The organism is Enterobacter sp. A103, assembly GCF_034427535.1.
GTDB classification, from domain to species: domain Bacteria; phylum Pseudomonadota; class Gammaproteobacteria; order Enterobacterales; family Enterobacteriaceae; genus Enterobacter; species Enterobacter asburiae_B.
Map to the genome: position 1 here is coordinate 13,940 of NZ_JAXQPQ010000006.1, position 17,895 is coordinate 31,834.

Annotated in this window: 17 protein-coding genes; 8 read left to right on the forward strand and 9 right to left on the reverse strand. The window is 57.1% G+C overall.

The window, feature by feature from the left end:
• The first annotated feature begins 14 nt into the window (after positions 1-14).
• Complete coding sequence (locus tag SPH27_RS16570) at positions 15-884, forward strand: phosphoribulokinase (RefSeq protein WP_322435722.1); 870 nt, start codon at positions 15-17, stop codon at positions 882-884.
• Positions 885-950: 66 nt separating this feature from the next.
• On the opposite strand, the gene SPH27_RS16575 is transcribed toward SPH27_RS16570, so the two are convergent.
• Positions 951-1,355, reverse strand: a complete 405-nt coding sequence (locus tag SPH27_RS16575) for an OsmC family protein (protein WP_008503018.1) — start codon at positions 1,353-1,355, stop codon at positions 951-953.
• A 311-nt stretch (positions 1,356-1,666) separates the two neighbouring features.
• Here SPH27_RS16575 and crp point away from each other — a divergent pair, with 311 nt between their 5' ends.
• Positions 1,667-2,299, forward strand: coding sequence for a cAMP-activated global transcriptional regulator CRP (gene crp / locus SPH27_RS16580; RefSeq protein WP_000242758.1), 633 nt, complete (start codon positions 1,667-1,669; stop codon positions 2,297-2,299).
• Between the two features lie 57 nt (positions 2,300-2,356).
• Positions 2,357-4,444, forward strand: a complete 2,088-nt coding sequence (locus SPH27_RS16585) for a YccS/YhfK family putative transporter (RefSeq protein WP_033146797.1) — start codon at positions 2,357-2,359, stop codon at positions 4,442-4,444.
• On the opposite strand, the gene argD is transcribed toward SPH27_RS16585, so the two are convergent.
• The 4 genes from argD to ppiA form a co-directional block, all read right to left on the reverse strand.
• Positions 4,441-5,661: a bifunctional acetylornithine/succinyldiaminopimelate transaminase gene (argD, locus tag SPH27_RS16590; protein WP_182071585.1), complete on the reverse strand. Its 1,221-nt coding sequence runs from the start codon at positions 5,659-5,661 to the stop codon at positions 4,441-4,443. The two genes, SPH27_RS16585 and argD, sit on opposite strands and share 4 nt — an antisense overlap.
• An 87-nt stretch (positions 5,662-5,748) precedes the next feature.
• Complete coding sequence (pabA, locus tag SPH27_RS16595) at positions 5,749-6,312, reverse strand: aminodeoxychorismate synthase component 2 (protein WP_047059796.1); 564 nt, start codon at positions 6,310-6,312, stop codon at positions 5,749-5,751.
• Between the two features lie 30 nt (positions 6,313-6,342).
• Positions 6,343-6,927: a putative adenosine monophosphate-protein transferase Fic gene (locus SPH27_RS16600; protein WP_207167869.1), complete on the reverse strand. Its 585-nt coding sequence runs from the start codon at positions 6,925-6,927 to the stop codon at positions 6,343-6,345.
• A gap of 106 nt (positions 6,928-7,033) precedes the next feature.
• Entirely contained in the window at positions 7,034-7,606 is a 573-nt protein-coding gene (gene ppiA / locus SPH27_RS16605; RefSeq protein ID WP_023309471.1) for a peptidylprolyl isomerase A, read from the reverse strand.
• A gap of 278 nt (positions 7,607-7,884) precedes the next feature.
• Between ppiA and tsgA the strand changes: the two genes are divergently transcribed.
• Positions 7,885-9,069 (forward strand): MFS transporter TsgA, encoded by a 1,185-nt coding sequence (gene tsgA / locus SPH27_RS16610; protein ID WP_182071587.1) that lies wholly within the window; start codon positions 7,885-7,887, stop codon positions 9,067-9,069.
• A 3-nt stretch (positions 9,070-9,072) separates the two neighbouring features.
• Here the strand turns inward: tsgA and SPH27_RS16615 are convergent, their stop codons facing one another.
• Positions 9,073-10,389 (reverse strand): cytosine deaminase, encoded by a 1,317-nt coding sequence (locus tag SPH27_RS16615; RefSeq protein WP_182071588.1) that lies wholly within the window; start codon positions 10,387-10,389, stop codon positions 9,073-9,075.
• A 239-nt stretch (positions 10,390-10,628) separates the two neighbouring features.
• On the opposite strand from SPH27_RS16615, the gene nirB reads away from it, so the two are divergent.
• From nirB to SPH27_RS16635, 4 genes are all read left to right on the forward strand, one after another.
• Positions 10,629-13,172, forward strand: coding sequence for a nitrite reductase large subunit NirB (gene nirB / locus SPH27_RS16620; RefSeq protein ID WP_182071589.1), 2,544 nt, complete (start codon positions 10,629-10,631; stop codon positions 13,170-13,172).
• Positions 13,169-13,495, forward strand: coding sequence for a nitrite reductase small subunit NirD (nirD, locus tag SPH27_RS16625; protein WP_023309475.1), 327 nt, complete (start codon positions 13,169-13,171; stop codon positions 13,493-13,495). The genes nirB and nirD overlap by 4 nt, the downstream gene beginning before the upstream one ends.
• A gap of 135 nt (positions 13,496-13,630) precedes the next feature.
• Positions 13,631-15,004, forward strand: coding sequence for a siroheme synthase CysG (gene cysG, locus SPH27_RS16630; protein WP_069303366.1), 1,374 nt, complete (start codon positions 13,631-13,633; stop codon positions 15,002-15,004).
• 143 nt (positions 15,005-15,147) lie between these two features.
• Positions 15,148-15,318 (forward strand): YhfL family protein, encoded by a 171-nt coding sequence (locus SPH27_RS16635; protein ID WP_322435723.1) that lies wholly within the window; start codon positions 15,148-15,150, stop codon positions 15,316-15,318.
• A 142-nt stretch (positions 15,319-15,460) separates the two neighbouring features.
• Here SPH27_RS16635 and trpS read toward each other — a convergent pair whose 3' ends face one another.
• From trpS to rpe, 3 genes are read right to left on the reverse strand one after another with little or no spacing between them, the layout of a single operon-like run.
• On the reverse strand, positions 15,461-16,465 hold the full coding sequence (trpS, locus tag SPH27_RS16640) for a tryptophan--tRNA ligase (protein WP_023309477.1): 1,005 nt from the start codon (positions 16,463-16,465) through the stop codon (positions 15,461-15,463).
• The gene (gene gph, locus SPH27_RS16645) at positions 16,458-17,219 is read right to left on the reverse strand and encodes a phosphoglycolate phosphatase (RefSeq protein WP_033146807.1); all 762 of its coding nucleotides are present in this window, start codon (positions 17,217-17,219) and stop codon (positions 16,458-16,460) included. Before gph ends, trpS begins: the two co-directional genes overlap by 8 nt.
• Positions 17,212-17,889, reverse strand: coding sequence for a ribulose-phosphate 3-epimerase (gene rpe, locus SPH27_RS16650; protein ID WP_024907923.1), 678 nt, complete (start codon positions 17,887-17,889; stop codon positions 17,212-17,214). The genes gph and rpe overlap by 8 nt, the downstream gene beginning before the upstream one ends.
• Between the last annotated feature and the right edge of the window lie 6 nt (positions 17,890-17,895).

Here is a 17,895-nt window from a genome sequence, read left to right on the forward strand (position 1 = left end):
GTCAGGGAGTTGCTATGTCTGCCAGACATCCGGTTATTGCCGTTACGGGGTCGAGTGGTGCGGGAACCACCACCACCAGCCTCGCATTTCGCAAGATTTTCGCCCAGCTGAATCTCCGTGCGGCGGAGGTCGAAGGCGACAGCTTTCACCGCTACACGCGCCCGGAGATGGACATGGCCATTCGTAAGGCGCGCGATTCGGGTAAACACATCAGCTACTTCGGCCCGGAGGCCAATGACTTCGGCCTGCTGGAACAAACCTTTATAGAGTACGGTAAGAGCGGCAAAGGGCAGTCCCGCAAGTATCTGCACACCTATGATGAAGCCGTACCCTGGAATCAGGTGCCGGGAACCTTTACCCCGTGGCAGCCGCTGCCGGAACCCACCGACGTCCTGTTTTACGAAGGATTGCACGGCGGCGTGGTCACCCCTCAACACGACGTGGCGCGCCACGTGGATCTGCTCGTCGGCGTTGTCCCTACCGTTAACCTGGAGTGGATCCAGAAGCTGACGCGCGACATGAGCGAGCGCGGCCATTCGCGAGAGGCGGTGATGGACTCCGTGGTGCGCTCCATGGAGGATTACATTAACTTCCTGACGCCGCAGTTCTCCCGCACCCATATCAACTTCCAGCGCGTGCCGACGGTGGACACCTCCAACCCGTTCGCGGCCAAAAGCATCCCGTCGCTGGATGAGAGCTTTGTGGTGATCCATTTCCGCAATCTCGAAGGCATTGATTACCCCTGGCTGCTGGCAATGCTGCAGGGCTCGTTTATTTCGCACATGAATACGTTAGTCGTGCCGGGCGGGAAAATGGGGCTGGCGATGGAGCTCATCATGACGCCGCTGGTGGAGCGACTGATGGAAGGGAAGCAGATCGCTTGAGCATGTTCCCTCTCCCTGTGGGAGAGGGTTAGGGTGAGGGCATCAACACGCACGATGCCCCATCAATCACGCCTCGATCACTTCATACGAATGCGTGATTTTTACCGCTTTCTCCAGCATTAACGCCACAGAGCAGTACTTCTCCGCAGACAGGTCCACCGCACGCGAGACCGCCGCGTCTTTTAGTTCTTTACCGGTGACCACAAAGTGCAGGTTAATATGGGTGAACAGGCGTGGCGCCTCTTCGCGACGCTCTGACGTGAGTTTAACCTCACAATCCGTCACGTCATGACGTCCTTTTTGCAGAATCGACACCACATCAATTGCGCTGCATCCGCCTGCCGCCATCAGCACCATTTCCATTGGGCTGGGTGCTTTATCGCCGGAGTTACCGTCCATCAAAATCTGGTGTCCTGACGCGGACTCGCCCAGGAACGTTAAACCTTCAACCCATTTCACGCGCGCTTGCATATTCATTAACTCCAACGTTGCATTTTTGGTGACAGATTACGCGTGCGTTACATTTCTCGCAATGGAAGGCGACCTGCATCATGCTGAAGCGAGACACCAGGAGACACGCGGCGAAAGCTATGCTAAAACACTCAGGATGCTACAGTAATACATTGACGTTACACGTGTATGCAGAGGACATCAAACTTTACTGGCTGCGAAACGTTACGGTAGCCGACTTCCCAGGGTATGGGTAAGAATTCGATTGCAACCCCAGAGTCCGGATGCATCTGATGACTCTGGTGACAGCTTATAACAGAGGATAACAGCGCATGGTGCTTGGCAAACCGCAAACAGACCCGACTCTCGAATGGTTCTTGTCTCATTGCCACATTCATAAGTACCCATCGAAGAGCACGCTGATTCACCAGGGTGAAAAAGCGGAAACGTTGTATTACATCGTTAAAGGCTCGGTGGCAGTGCTGATCAAAGATGAAGAAGGGAAAGAGATGATCCTTTCTTATCTGAACCAGGGCGATTTCATCGGTGAACTGGGCCTGTTTGAAGAGGGCCAGGAACGTAGCGCCTGGGTTCGTGCAAAGACAGCATGTGAAGTGGCTGAAATTTCTTACAAGAAGTTCCGTCAGCTGATTCAGGTTAACCCTGACATCCTGATGCGTCTTTCTTCCCAGATGGCGCGCCGTCTGCAGGTCACGTCAGAGAAAGTGGGTAACCTCGCCTTCCTGGACGTTACCGGCCGTATCGCACAAACTCTGCTGAACCTGGCGAAACAGCCAGACGCCATGACCCACCCGGACGGCATGCAAATTAAAATTACCCGTCAGGAAATTGGTCAGATCGTCGGTTGCTCCCGTGAAACAGTAGGCCGTATCCTGAAAATGCTGGAAGATCAAAACCTGATCTCCGCCCACGGTAAAACCATCGTGGTCTACGGAACGCGTTAATTCCGCTTAAACGGCGTGCCATCGCAAGGTGTCACGCCGTTTTTGTCTCTACTCCCCATGTGGCGCAGGCTGATCTATCACCCGGAAGTTAACTACGCACTGCGACAAACGCTGGTGTTGTGTCTTCCTGTGGCCATAGGCCTGATCCTCGGACATCTTCAGCAAGGCCTGCTGTTTTCCCTCGTGCCCGCCTGCTGCAACATCGCCGGTCTGGACACGCCGCATAAGCGCTTTTTCAAACGCCTGATTATCGGCGGCTGCCTGTTTGCGGGCTGTAGCCTCGCCGTACAGCTGTTACTGGCTCGTGATATCCCGCTGCCGCTGATCCTGACCGTACTGGCGATGACCCTTGGCGTCACGGCGGAAATCAGTTCGCTGCACGCCCGCCTGCTTCCCGCCTCGCTGATTGCGGCCATTTTCACGCTGAGCCTCGCCGGGAACATGCCGGTGTGGGAGCCGCTGCTGATCTACGCCCTGGGGACATTATGGTACGGGCTGTTTAACTGGTTTTGGTTCTGGCTGTGGCGGGAGCAGCCGCTGCGTGAATCCCTGAGCCTGCTCTATGTGCAGCTTGCGGATTACTGCGAAGCCAAATACACCCTGCTCACCCAGCATACCGACCCGGAAAAATCCTTACCGCCGCTGCTGACGCGCCAGCAGAAGGTGGTGGATCTCATAAGCCAGTGCTATCAGCAGCTGCATATGCTCGCCGCCAACAAGAACCACGAGTACAAGCGGCTGCTGCGCACCTTCCAGGTCGGGCTGGATCTACAGGAGCATATCTCCGTAAGCCTTCACCACCCGCAGGAGGTGCAAAAGCTGGTCGAGCGCAGCCACGCCGAAGCGGTGATCCGCTGGAACGCGCAGACCGTCTCGGCACGTCTGCGCGTGCTGGCCGATGATATTCTCTACCACCGCTACCCGACGCGCTTTAACATGGAAAAACAGCTGGGCGCGCTGGAGAAAATCGCCCGCCAGCATCCCGATAACCCGGTCGGCCAGTTTGCCGCCTGGCACTTCAGCCGCATCGCCCGCGTGTTGCGCACCCAGCGCCCGCTTTATCCCCGCGACCTGATGGCGGATAAGCAAAAACGGCTTCCGCTATTGCCCGCGCTCAAAAGCTATCTTTCTCTTAAATCGTCCGCTCTGCGCAACGCCGCAAGGATCAGCGTGATGCTCAGTACCGCCAGCCTGATGGGCATGGCGCTGCACCTGCCGAAACCCTACTGGATCTTAATGACCGTGCTGTTTGTCACCCAGAACGGCTACGGCGCCACGCGGGTGCGTATTCTGCATCGGGCTGGCGGAACGCTGGCCGGGCTGATCATTGCGGGCGTGACGCTGCACTTCCACGTGCCGGAAGGCTATACCCTGGCAGGGATGCTGGCGATTACGCTGGTGAGCTATCTGATTATCCGCAAAAATTACGGCTGGGCGATGGTGGGCTTTACGGTGACGGCGGTATATACCCTGCAGCTGCTCACGCTCAATGGCGAACAATTTATTGTCGCCAGGCTGATTGATACCCTGATCGGCTGCCTGATTGCCTTTGGCGGCATGGTCTGGCTGTGGCCGCAGTGGCAGAGCGGGCTGCTGAGGCAGAACGCCCACGACGCGCTGGAAGCCGACCAGCAGGCTATTCGCCTGATCCTGAGCGACGACCCGCAGCCCTCGCCGCTGGCCTATCAGCGAATGAAGGTCAACCAGGCGCACAACGCCCTGTTTAACTCGCTCAACCAGGCGATGCAGGAGCCAGGCTTTAACTCGCATTATCTGGCAGACATGAAGCTCTGGGTGACGCACAGCCAGTTTATCGTCGAGCACATTAACGCCATGACCACGCTGGCGCGCGAGCACACGATGCTGACGCCGGATCTGGCGCAGCGCTATTTGCAGTCATGTGAAATTGCGTTGCAGAGGTGTCAGCAGCGTCTGGAGTATGACGCGCCGGGCGAGTCAGGCGACTCAAACATTCTGGAAGCGCCGGAGACGTTAACCCACGGGCCAATGAGTACGCTGGAGCAGCACTTGCAGCGCGTTCTGGGGCATCTGAACACCATGCACACCATTTCGTCGGTGGCATGGCGTCAGCGTCCGCATCACGGCATTTGGTTAACGCGCCGGTTAAAGCGAACCGAGTATTAGCCTTTTACAATCTTCTCGACCGCGGCAGCAAAGCGGGTTAACCCCTCTTCGATGTCTTTGTCTTCTACCACCAGCGACGGCGCAAAGCGCATCACGTCAGGCCCGGCATTAAGCACCATCACCCCTTCGTGCGCGGCGGCGTGCAGGAAGTCGCGCGCCCGGCCTTTGTACTGCGGCTTCAGCTCGGCGCCAATCAACAGCCCCATCCCGCGGATTTCGCTGAACACATCGTACTGCTCATCAATCTTTTGCAGATGTTTTACGAACAGCTCGCGCTTCGCGCTCACGGCGTTCAACACCTCCGGCGTGTTGATAATGTCGAATGCGGCACCCGCCACGGCGCTCGCCAGCGGGTTACCGCCGTAGGTGGAACCGTGAGAACCGACGTGGAACGCGGAGGCGATCTCCTGCGTCGTCAGTACCGCACTCACCGGGAAACCACCGCCGAGCGCTTTGGCGCTGGTCAGGATGTCCGGCGTCACGCCGTAGTGCATATAAGCGAACAGATCGCCGGTACGCCCCATCCCGCACTGCACTTCATCAAAGACCAGCAGCGCCTGATGCTCGTCGCACAGCGCGCGCAGCCCTTTCAGGAATTCCGGGGTTGCCGCCGTCACGCCGCCTTCCCCCTGGATCGGCTCGACAACAACGGCGCAGGTATGGTCGTCCATGACCGCTTTCACCGCGTGCAGATCGTTAAACGGCACGTGGACGATGTCGGCCGGTTTCGGGCCAAACCCGTCGGAATACTTCGGCTGGCCGCCAACGGAGACGGTAAAGAAGGAGCGTCCGTGGAAGGCATTGTGGAAGGCGATGATTTTGGTTTTGTACGGGCTGTGGCGCGTTGTCGCGTAGTAGCGCGCCAGCTTAAACGCAGTTTCGTTGGCTTCAGTGCCGGAGTTCATAAACAGCACGCGCTCGGCAAAGGTCGCATCGATGATCTTGCGGCCCAGGCGCAGCGCCGGTTCGTTGGTGAACACATTGCTGGTATGCCACAGGGTTTCGCCCTGGGTTTTCAGCGCCTCAACCAGCGCGGGATGGCAATGACCCAGCGCCGTGACCGCAATACCGCCCGCGAAATCCACATACTCTTTACCCTGCTGATCCCAGACGCGGCTGCCTTTCCCCTTCACCGGGATAAACTCAGCCGGTGCATAAATCGGCAGGATCACTTCATCAAATGTCGCGCGGGTAATTGCTGGTTGTTCAGTTGCCATGTCATGACCATCCATTTTTATGTCACAGTGATTGTGAAAATATAATCATAAAATATGCATAAAAAATCACAGCAAGGCAACAGATATTCAGCGATTGAGGAAATTTGCCAGCAGCGCGTGCCCCTGCTCGCTGAGGATGCTTTCCGGGTGGAACTGCACGCCTTCGAGGTCCCATTCGCGGTGGCGAATTCCCATGATCTCCTGCGTATCGCTCCAGGCGGTCACCTCAAAGCAGTCGGGCAGCGTCGACGGGTCAATCACCAGGGAATGGTAGCGCGTCACGGTTAACGGGTTATTGAGCCCCGTGAATACCCCGGTGCCGGCGTGGGTGACCGGAGAGGTTTTACCGTGCATCACTTTCGCGGCGCGCACGATGGTGGCACCAAACGCCTGAGCAATCGCCTGATGGCCCAGACAGACGCCCAGGATCGGCAGCTTGCCGGCATAGTGCTGGATAACATCCAGAGAAATACCCGATTCTGACGGCGTACACGGCCCCGGAGAAATCACGATTTTCTGCGGAGCCAGCGTCCCGATATCGGCCAGTCCGATCTCGTCGTTACGGCGGACAACCACCTCTGCACCCAGTTCACAAAAATACTGGTAAAGGTTCCAGGTGAAGGAATCGTAGTTATCAATCAGCAGAATCATGGCGGCTCCCGAAAAAAATGCCGCCCTATTCTACTCAGATTCCCGCGCTTCGCTCACTACTTTGGCAAAGATAGCGTTGAGCGCGGTTAAATCTCCCGTTGCGCCGCTTCGGTTAGCCGTCACCCACTGGTCGGGATCGATATCGCGCCAGTCCAGCGCGTAGCCCGCGTGGAGCGCCAGCTGCTCGAAGAAAACGCGCTGGGCAATACCGTTGCCGCGCATAAATGGATGCAGCATGTTGATTTCGCAGTAATAGTGGCTAACCCGGTCAACAAACGCCGCTTTCTCAAGACCCACGAGATACTTTTCGCTTTCCAGCGCCGCCATCAGCTCGTTGCCCATCTTCTCGATGTATTCGAAATGGCAGAAAGGAATGTCACCCTTAAAAATATCGTCGGTACGTAACTCGCCTGCCCGCTTCATCTCGCTGCGGTACAAATGACGATGAATAAGGCACAGATGGGGCAACCCGGGCGCGGAAGGCCCAAGCTCCAGCGTCTCAATATGGGGCTCTGAGGGACCATTACCTTTTTCAAGGAGACAACTGGCCTGTAAATTGACGTTACGCTGCTGTTCCCAGAGACGGGATTTTTGCTTGTCGGTGAGCTTTTTCACTTAACGCCTCCCTGAATAGTCCGTTTGCCACAAGTATAAGCAGCAAAACGCGCTTTCGCAGGGAGGGTCATATAACGCGGGCAGAAGAAGCCCGCGTTCAGAAGAATTACGGCAGAACTTTTGCGGAGAGGATAACCACCGGTTTTGACGGCACATTCTGGTACGGACCGACGTCGTGAGTAGGCACCTGAGAAATCTTATCGGCCACGTCCATGCCTTTCACAATCTTACCGAAAACGGCATAGCCAAAGTCGCGCTGACCGTGGTCGAGGAAGGCGTTATCCGCCACGTTCAGGAAGAACTGGCTGGTCGCGCTGTCTTTGTCTGCGGTACGCGCCATGGAGATGGTGCCGCGCTTGTTCAGCAGGCCGTTGTCCGCTTCGTTTTTAATAGGCGGGTTCGGCTGCTTCTGCTGCATCTGCTCGTTGAAGCCGCCGCCCTGCACCATAAAGCCTGGGATCACGCGATGGAAGGTGGTGTTGTTATAGAAACCACTGTTCACATAGTCGAGGAAGTTTTTCACGGAAACAGGGGCTTTCTGGCTATTCAGTTCCAGCTCAATATTCCCGGCGGAGGTGGTCAGCAGAACGTGAGGGTCCCCTTTGGCTGCCAGCGCAGCAGGGGAAACGGCAGAAAGAGCAAACACAGCTGCGACAGCCGCCAGTGTTGATTTGAGCATGAGAATTCCTTAACAAAGCGCAGTATAAAAAGCGAATGGCTTGATTCTAAAGAGCAGTATGAACGGAGACCAGCCTTTTACCTAATTTTACGAAATTGAAACAGTTGTAACTGCGCAAACGGTTGGCTTTCGCGCCTTTTTGTGTGATCACGATCACACAAAACCATGCAATGAACTTCTAATTTCTCTTAAAAGATATGAATAGATCACTTTAATGTCTAAAATCTGCCCGCTCTCAGCGCCCCTTGGGCGCTTTTCTTTTTCTGAACAGGCCAGACATGACTAACAGCAATCGCATCAAGCTCACATGGATCAGCTTCTTCTCCTACGCCCTGACCGGCGCGTTGGTGATCGTCACCGGGATGGTGATGGGGAATATCGCAGACTACTTTCAGCTGCCCGTTTCCAGCATGAGTAACACCTTTACCTTCCTCAACGCGGGGATCCTGATCTCTATCTTCCTAAATGCCTGGCTGATGGAAATCGTCCCGCTGAAAACCCAGCTGCGCTTTGGCTTTGTGCTGATGGTTGCCGCCGTGGCGGGCCTGATGCTGAGCCACAGCATCGCCCTGTTCTCCGCCGCCATGTTCGTGCTCGGTCTGGTGAGCGGGATCACCATGTCGATCGGTACGTTCCTGATTACCCACATGTATGAAGGCCGCCAGCGCGGCGCGCGTCTGCTGTTTACCGACTCCTTCTTCAGCATGGCCGGAATGATTTTTCCGATGCTCGCGGCGGTTCTGCTGGCGCGCAGCATTGAGTGGTACTGGGTCTATGCCTGCATCGGCCTGGTCTACGTGGCGATCTTTATTCTGACCTTCGGCTGCAAGTTCCCGGTGCTGGGCAAGAAAGCGCAAACCACCGCAGAGCCTGTTGCGAAAGAAAAATGGGGCATCGGCGTGCTGTTCCTCTCCGTTGCCGCCCTGTGCTACATCCTGGGCCAGTTGGGCTTTATCTCCTGGGTACCGGAATACGCAAAAGGTCTGGGCATGAGCCTGAACGATGCGGGTCAACTGGTGAGCGATTTCTGGATGTCTTACATGTTCGGCATGTGGGCGTTTAGCTTCATCCTGCGCTTCTTCGACCTGCAGCGCATTCTGACCGTGCTGGCGGGGCTGGCGACCGTGCTGATGTACCTGTTCATCAACGGTTCACCGGAGCATATGCCATGGTTCATTCTGACCCTGGGCTTCTTCTCCAGCGCCATTTATACCTCGATCATCACCCTGGGCTCCCTGCAGACCAAAGTGGCCTCGCCGAAGCTGGTTAACTTCGTCCTGACCTGCGGCACCATCGGCACCATGCTGACCTTCGTGGTCACCGGCCCGATCGTCGCCCACAGCGGTCCGCTGGCGGCGCTGCACACCGCGAACGGTCTGTATGCCGTGGTGTTCATCATGTGCTTCGTTCTGGGCTTCGTGACCCGCCACCGCCAGCACAACGCGGCGGCAGCGTCTCACTAACCCCTACGCCCCTTTGCGCTCGGCAGAGGGGCTGTTTCTGGCAAAACTTACCTCTTCCCCTCCGATATCCATCTGGATCCACGTCTGCGCCAGCTGCGTCGTGGCGATCACCCGTCCCTGACGAATCGACCAGCGCACCGGCACCTGACAGCGCACCGCTTCAAACCCGCTCTCGGCAGGCAGAATAATCAGGTTCGCCGGGTTCCCCGTGGCAATACCGTAATCGCTCAGGCCGAAGGTGCGGGCGCTGTTATGGGTGATGAGATCCAGGCCGCTGTCGATTTGCGGATAGCCCATCATCTGACAGACGTGCAGCCCCATATGCAGCACCTGCAGCATGTTGCCGGTGCCGAGCGGGTACCACGGGTCGAAGACGTCGTCATGGCCGAAGCAGACGTTAATGCCCGCTTCCTGGAGCTCTTTCACGCGGGTGATGCCGCGGCGCTTCGGATAGTCATCAAAGCGCCCCTGAAGATGAATATTGACCAGCGGGTTGGCAACGAAATTAATCCCCGACATTTTCAGCAGACGGAAGAGCCGCGAGGTGTAAGCGCCGTTGTAGGAGTGCATGGCGGTGGTGTGGCTGGCCGTCACGCGCGGGCCAATACCGGCCTCATACGCCAGCGCTGCCACCGTCTCGACAAACCGCGACTGCTCGTCGTCGATTTCATCGCAGTGGATATCCAGCGGACAGTCATATTTCTTCGCCAGTTCAAAAGCGATATGCAGCGACTGCACGCCATACTCGCGGGTGAACTCGAAGTGCGGGATCGCCCCCACCACGTCGGCCCCCAGCTTTAACGCCTCTTCCAGCAGCGCCGCGCCGTTCGGGTAAGAGAGAATACCTTCCTGCGGGAACGCAACGATTTGCAGCGTCACCCACGGGGCAACCTCCTGCTTCACCTCCAGCATCGCCTTCAGGGCGGTGAGCGTCGGGTCGGAGACATCCACATGAGTACGGACAAACTGGATGCCGTTGGCAATTTGCCACTTCAGCGTTTTCCAGGCGCGCGCTTTGACATCCTCATGGCTGAGCAACGCCTTGCGCTCCGCCCAGCGCTCAATGCCTTCGAACAGCGTGCCGGACTGGTTCCAGTTCGGCTCACCCGCGGTCTGGGTCGTATCAAGATGGATATGCGGCTCAATGAACGGCGGAATAGCAAGCCCACCGCGCGCGTTCAATACTTCATAACTTTCGGCGTGGGTGTCGTCCATCGGGGTGATGTCACCAAATCGCCCGTTCTCAATGGCGAGCTGCCACAGCCCTTCGTGACCCGGTAAACGAACATTCTGAACAAGCCATAACGGTGTTGTAGACATACCCTTCCCCTAAAAAACGCCGCTGATATTCAGGCGTATCGATTTTGGCAAAACCGCCCCTGATTTGTACACAAATTCAACGAGCGTGAAAAGCCTGCGATTTCCGCCACTTATAAAAATCCTGACAAATCAGTCGCATACCACCTAAGGAGTAGGCGAAGACGTATTTGATTTGCATCAATAAGCGCCCCTGCTGAATCGTTAAGGTAGGCAATAATAGAAAAGAAATCGAGGCAATAATGAGCAAAGTCAGACTCGCTATCATCGGTAACGGCATGGTCGGCCACCGCTTTATCGAGGATCTTCTCGATAAGGCCGATGCTGGGCAGTTCGATATTACCGTGTTCTGTGAAGAACCCCGCAAGGCGTACGACCGTGTGCACCTGTCTTCCTACTTCTCCCATCATACCGCCGAAGAGCTCTCTCTGGTGCGCGAAGGTTTCTACGAGAAGCATGGCGTAAAAGTGCTGGTGGGCGAACGCGCTATCACCATCAACCGTCAGGAAAAAGTGATCCACTCCAGCGCCGGGCGTACGGTTTTTTACGACAAGCTGATCATGGCGACGGGCTCCTATCCGTGGATCCCGCCGATCAAAGGCTCGGAAACTCAGGATTGCTTCGTCTACCGTACCATTGAAGACCTCAATGCCATCGAATCCTGCGCCCGTCGCAGCCGTCGCGGCGCGGTGGTCGGCGGTGGTCTGCTGGGTCTGGAAGCGGCAGGCGCGCTGAAAAACCTCGGCGTTGAAACCCACGTCATCGAATTTGCCCCGATGCTGATGGCCGAACAGCTCGACCACATGGGCGGTGACCAGCTGCGTCGTAAAATCGAAAGCATGGGCGTGAAGGTTCACACCAGCAAAAACACCAAAGAGATCGTTCAGGAAGGGACTGAAGCGCGCAAAACCATGCGCTTTGCCGATGGCAGCGAGCTGGAAGTGGACTTCATCGTCTTCTCCACCGGTATTCGTCCGCGCGACAAGCTGGCGACCCAGTGCGGGCTGGCCGTGGCGCAGCGCGGCGGGATCATGATCAACGACGCCTGCCAGACCTCCGATCCGGATATCTACGCCATCGGCGAATGCGCCAGCTGGAACAACCGCGTCTACGGTCTGGTGGCACCGGGCTACAAAATGGCGCAGGTTGCCGTGGACCATATCCTCGGCAGCGAAAACGCGTTTACCGGTGCAGACATGAGCGCCAAGCTGAAGCTGCTGGGCGTGGACGTGGGCGGTATTGGCGATGCGCATGGCCGCACCCCGAATTCCCGCAGCTATGTCTATCTCGACGAAAGCAAAGAAGTCTACAAACGCCTCATCGTCAGCCAGGACAACAAAACCCTGCTCGGCGCGGTGCTGGTGGGCGACACCAGCGACTTCGGCAACCTGCTCCAGCTGGTGCTGAACGCCATCGAACTGCCGGAAAACCCGGATGCGCTGATCCTCCCGGCGCACGCTTCCAGCGGCAAGCCGTCTATCGGCGTGGATAAACTGCCGGACAGCGCGCAGATTTGCTCCTGCTTCGACGTCACCAAAGGCATGCTGATCTCCGCCATCAACAAAGGCTGCCACACCGTGGCGGCGCTGAAAGCGGAAACCAAAGCCGGTACCGGCTGCGGCGGCTGTATTCCGCTGGTCACTCAGGTGCTGAACGCCGAACTGGCGAAACAGGGCATCGAAGTGAACAACAACCTGTGCGAGCACTTCGCGTATTCTCGCCAGGAGCTGTATCACCTGATCCGCGTGGAAGGCATCAAGTCCTTCGACGAGCTGCTGGCGAAACACGGCCAGGGCTACGGCTGCGAAGTGTGTAAACCGACCGTCGGCTCCCTGCTGGCCTCCTGCTGGAACGAGTACGTACTCAATCCGGAACACACGCCGCTGCAGGACACCAACGACAACTTCCTGGCGAACATCCAGAAAGACGGCACCTACTCCGTTATTCCACGCTCAGCCGGGGGCGAAATCACGCCGGAAGGGCTGGTCGCCGTGGGTCGTATTGCGCGTGAATTTAACCTCTACACCAAAATTACCGGCTCCCAGCGTATCGGCCTGTTTGGCGCGCAGAAAGACGATCTGCCGGAAATCTGGCGTCAGCTGATTGAAGCCGGCTTCGAAACCGGTCACGCGTACGCCAAAGCGCTGCGCATGGCGAAAACCTGCGTGGGGAGCACCTGGTGCCGCTACGGCGTCGGCGACAGCGTGGGCTTCGGCGTGGAGCTGGAAAACCGCTACAAAGGCATCCGCACACCGCACAAAATGAAGTTTGGCGTCTCCGGCTGTACCCGCGAATGTGCGGAAGCGCAGGGTAAAGACGTGGGTATTATCGCCACCGAAAAAGGCTGGAACCTGTACGTCTGCGGCAACGGCGGGATGAAGCCACGCCACGCGGACCTGCTGGCGGCGGATCTCGATCGCGACACGCTGATTCAGTATCTAGACCGCTTCATGATGTTCTATATCCGCACCGCCGATAAGCTGACCCGTACCGCCTCCTGGCTCGATAACCTGGAAGGCGGCATCGACTACCTGAAAGCGGTGATCATCGACGACAAACTGGGCCTGAATGAACATCTGGAAGCCGAGATGGCGCGCCTGCGCGAGGCGGTGATCTGCGAGTGGACTGAAACCGTCAACACCCCGGCGGCGCAGACGCGCTTCAAACACTTCATCAACAGCACCCAGCGCGACCCGAACGTACAGGTAGTGCCCGAGCGTGAACAGCATCGTCCAGCGACACCGTATGAACGAATTCCGGTCAAGCTGGTGGAGGAAAACGCATGAGCCAGTGGATAAACATTTGCGATATTAACGACATCATCCCGGCCACCGGCGTATGCGCGCTGCTGGGCAGCGAGCAGGTTGCGATTTTCCGCCCTCGCCACGATGAACAGGTTTTTGCCATCAGCAATATCGACCCGTTCTTCGAGGCCAGCGTGCTTTCCCGCGGACTTATTGCCGAGCATCAGGGCGAACTGTGGGTCGCCAGCCCGCTGAAAAAGCAGCGTTTCCGCTTAAGCGACGGTTACTGCATGGAAGATGAGAGTCATTCAGTGAAGCACTATGACGTTCGCGTGAAGGACGGCAAGGTGCAGTTGAAAGGCTAATCCCCCGCCTTTTCAATACGAAAAGCTTATGACCCCTTATGGGTAACGGCAGGAAAAACCGTATGTTTTGTACGATTCCTGCTGTTATCCTGACGTCAATTCTTACCCCCTCCATGAAAGCTGCGAGGTAACGTCGTGGATCACCTGCCGATTTTCTGTCAACTACGCAACCGCGACTGCCTGCTCGTGGGCGGCGGCGACGTGGCTGAACGCAAAGCGCGCCTGCTGCTAGAGGCTGGCGCCCGGCTCACCGTCAATGCCCTCACCTTCGCCCCACAGTTTGAGGTCTGGGCTCAGGAAGGGATGCTCACGCTGGAACAGGGTGAGTTTGATGAATCCCTGCTCGATACCTGCTGGCTGACGATTGCCGCAACGGACGACGATGAAGTGAACCAGCGCGTCAGCGACGCCTGCGAAGCGCGTCGAATCTTCTGCAACGTGGTGGATGCGCCGAAAGAGGCCAGCTTTATTATGCCGTCGATTATCGACCGCTCGCCGCTGATGATTGCAGTGTCGTCCGGCGGACGCTCGCCGGTTCTCGCCCGCCTGCTGCGGGAAAAGCTGGAGGCCGTGCTGCCGCAGCACCTTGGTCAGATTGCGCATTACGCCGGGCAGCTCCGCTCCCGCGTGAAGCAAACCTTCTCGACCGTGGGTGAGCGCCGCCGCTTCTGGGAAAAATTCTTTGTGAACGACAGGCTGGCGCAGTCGCTGGCGAATCAGGACACCAAAGCCGTTGAAGAGACGACCGAACAGCTGCTCAGCGAGCCGCTGGACCATCGCGGTGAAGTGGTGCTGGTGGGCGCAGGCCCCGGCGATGCGGGCCTGCTGACGCTGAAAGGGCTACAGCAGATCCAGCAGGCCGATACCGTAGTTTACGATCGCCTGGTCTCTGATGACATCATGAACCTGGTACGCCGCGATGCCGACCGCGTATTCGTTGGTAAACGGGCGGGCTATCACTGCGTGCCGCAGGAGGAGATTAACCAGATCCTCCTGCGCGAGGCGCAGAAAGGTAAGCGCGTGGTGCGCCTTAAGGGTGGCGATCCGTTTATCTTTGGTCGCGGCGGCGAGGAGCTGGAAACCCTGTGTGACGCGGGTATTCCGTTCTCCGTCGTGCCGGGCATTACGGCGGCATCCGGCTGCTCAGCTTACTCTGGCATTCCGCTGACCCACCGCGACTATGCCCAGAGCGTGCGTCTGGTGACGGGCCATCTGAAAACCGGCTGCGAGCTGGACTGGCATAACCTGGCCGCGGAAAAGCAGACGCTGGTCTTCTACATGGGGCTGAACCAGGCCGCGACGATTCAGGCGAAGCTGCTGGAGCACGGCATGGAGGCTGATATGCCGGTTGCGCTGGTGGAAAACGGTACGTCCATCAAGCAACGCGTGGTGAATGGTGTACTGACGCAGCTCGGTGAGCTTGCGCAGCAGGTCGAAAGCCCGGCGCTGATTGTCGTGGGTCGTGTGGTTGAGCTGCGCGATAAGCTGAACTGGTTCTCAAATCACTAACGCATATTCTTCCTTTGCGGAGTAGTCCTTATGCGGACTACTCCCCTCTTACTGCTGTCGATAACATACCGCCCCGAAGTGGAATTTCTCCCTTTATTCCCCTGAGTTACATCCAACTTTCGTTTTTAAGACAAGGAATGCGTATGTTCAAACTGGCAAAAGCCGCCGTTCTGGTTGGCCTGTTATCGACTCTGACTGCCTGCACCGGTCATGTACAGAACACCAAAAATAACTGCAGCTACGATTACCTGCTGCACCCGGCGATCTCCATGTCGAAGATCATCGGCGTTGGCGGCCCGGCGGCGGATCAGTAAGCGTTCTTCAGGCGTAAAAAAACCGGGATACCCCGGTTTTTTTGTGTAGGGAAGTGCGGCCTGATGCCCTCACCCTGACCCTCTCCCACAGTGAGAGGGTACAACCCTAAAAACGGTAACGTGGTTACCGTTTTGCTTTTACCTACGGTTTACCCACAAACCCAATCGCTTCGTACACCGCTTTCAGGGTTTCGGACGCGCGCGCGCTGGCTTTTTCCGCGCCGTCTTTCATCACCTTCTGCAGGAAAGCTTCATCGTTACGGTAGCGGTGATAACGCTCCTGCAGCTCGGTCAGCATGCCGGAAACGGCGTCTGCCACTTCACCTTTCAGGTGGCCGTACATCTTGCCTTCGAAGTGTTTTTCCAGTTCAGGAATGCTCTGGCCGGTCACGCCGGAGAGAATATCCAGCAGGTTGGAGACGCCCGCTTTGTTCTGCACGTCGTAGCGCACTACAGGCGGCTCGTCGGAGTCGGTGACCGCGCGCTTGAGCTTTTTGACGACGGATTTCGGATCTTCCAGCAGGCCGATAACGTTGTTGCGGTTATCGTCAGACTTGGACATCTTCTTGGTCGGCTCCAGCAGCGACATCACGCGCGCGCCGGACTTCGGAATAAACGGCTCTGGCACTTTAAACACATCGCCGTAAATCGCGTTAAAGCGCTGGGCGATATCGCGGCTCAGCTCCAGGTGCTGCTTCTGGTCTTCACCTACCGGTACCTGGTTGGTTTGATACAGCAGGATGTCCGCCGCCATCAGCACCGGATAGTCGAACAGACCGGCGTTGATGTTTTCAGAGTAGCGCGCGGATTTATCCTTGAACTGGGTCATACGGCTCAGCTCGCCGAAATAGGTGTAGCAGTTCAGCGCCCAGCCCAGCTGCGCGTGCTCCGGCACGTGCGACTGAACGAAAATGGTGCTCTTCTCAGGATCGATGCCGCAGGCCAGGTACAGCGCCAGGGTGTCCAGGGTGGCTTTACGCAGCTTCTCAGGATCCTGACGCGCGGTAATCGCATGGAGATCGACGATGCAGTAAATGCAATGGTACTCATCCTGCATGCTGACCCACTGACGTAACGCACCCATGTAGTTACCAATGGTCAATTCACCTGAAGGCTGTGCGCCACTAAAAACGATGGGCTTAGTCATTATTCAATTCCTGATGTTCACTGTGCGAAAGCCCGAGTGCGGGCAACAAATCTTTGAAGTGGTCGAAGACCACATCCGGCTCACTTAGCGTGATGGCTTCACCGTAGTTGTAGCCATAGGTTAATCCGACGGAAGGACACCCAGCCGCTCGGGCAGCCAGAATATCATTGCGCGAATCCCCGACAAAGAGCAGCTCCGCAGGCGTTAAGGATAATTTTCCTGCCACCAGCAACAGCGGTTCCGGATGCGGCTTTTTGTTCTGCACGTCGTCGCCGCCCACAATCACGGAGAAATACTTCGCGATATCGAGCGCTTCCAGCAGCGGTGCAACAAACGGCGTCGGTTTGTTGGTCACCAGCCCCAGCGGAATGCCCTTCGCGTGCAGCGCGCTCAGCGTTTCCTGAACGTCCGGGAACAGGAAACTGCCCTCCTCGACGGTCTCTTCGTAGAAACGATCGAACAGTTTGCGCAGAATCCGCAGCTGTTCATCCTTAGGGATGTCAGCGTGGTCAACGCTCGGTTTACCCTGCGCGGAACGCTGCGACGCGCGCTCCTGACGCGCCCACGTCAACGCGCGCTCCATCAGGACATCGGCGCCGTTGCCAATCCACGTTACCACACGCTCTTCCCCCGCAACGGGGAGTTCAAGGGCGTACAGCGCCTGGTCTACGGCGCTCGTTAAGCCCGGCGCGCTGTCGACCAGCGTGCCGTCGAGGTCAAATGCGATACCCCGAATTGCCTGCAATTTATCCATGACTTACCTTCGCCAGCTCACGGCGCATTTCATCAATGACTTTTTTGTAATCCGGTTGGTCGAAAATTGCCGAACCTGCAACGAACATATCCGCGCCGGCTGCCGCAATTTCACCAATGTTATTCACTTTCACACCGCCGTCCACTTCCAGGCGAATATCGTAACCTGACTCATCAATACGACGGCGCACTTCACGCAGCTTATCCAGCGTGTGGGGAATGAACGACTGACCGCCAAAGCCCGGGTTAACGGACATCAGCAGAATCACGTCCAGCTTGTCCATGACATAGTCGAGATAGCTCAGCGGCGTGGCCGGGTTAAACACCAGGCCCGCCTTACAGCCGTTCTCTTTGATCAGCTGCAGCGTGCGGTCCACGTGTTCAGAGGCTTCAGGATGGAAAGTGATGATACTGGCACCCGCTGCGGCGAAGTCAGGCACGATGCGATCAACAGGCTTAACCATCAGGTGAACGTCGATCGGCGCGGTAATGCCATAGTTGCGTAATGCCTTGAGCACCATTGGGCCAATGGTCAGGTTAGGGACGTAGTGGTTGTCCATAACGTCGAAATGGACAACATCTGCGCCAGCCGCGAGAGCTTTGGCGGTGTCTTCACCCAGGCGGGCAAAATCGGCCGACAGAATTGAGGGAGCAATCAAAAACTGTTTCATCCGCTT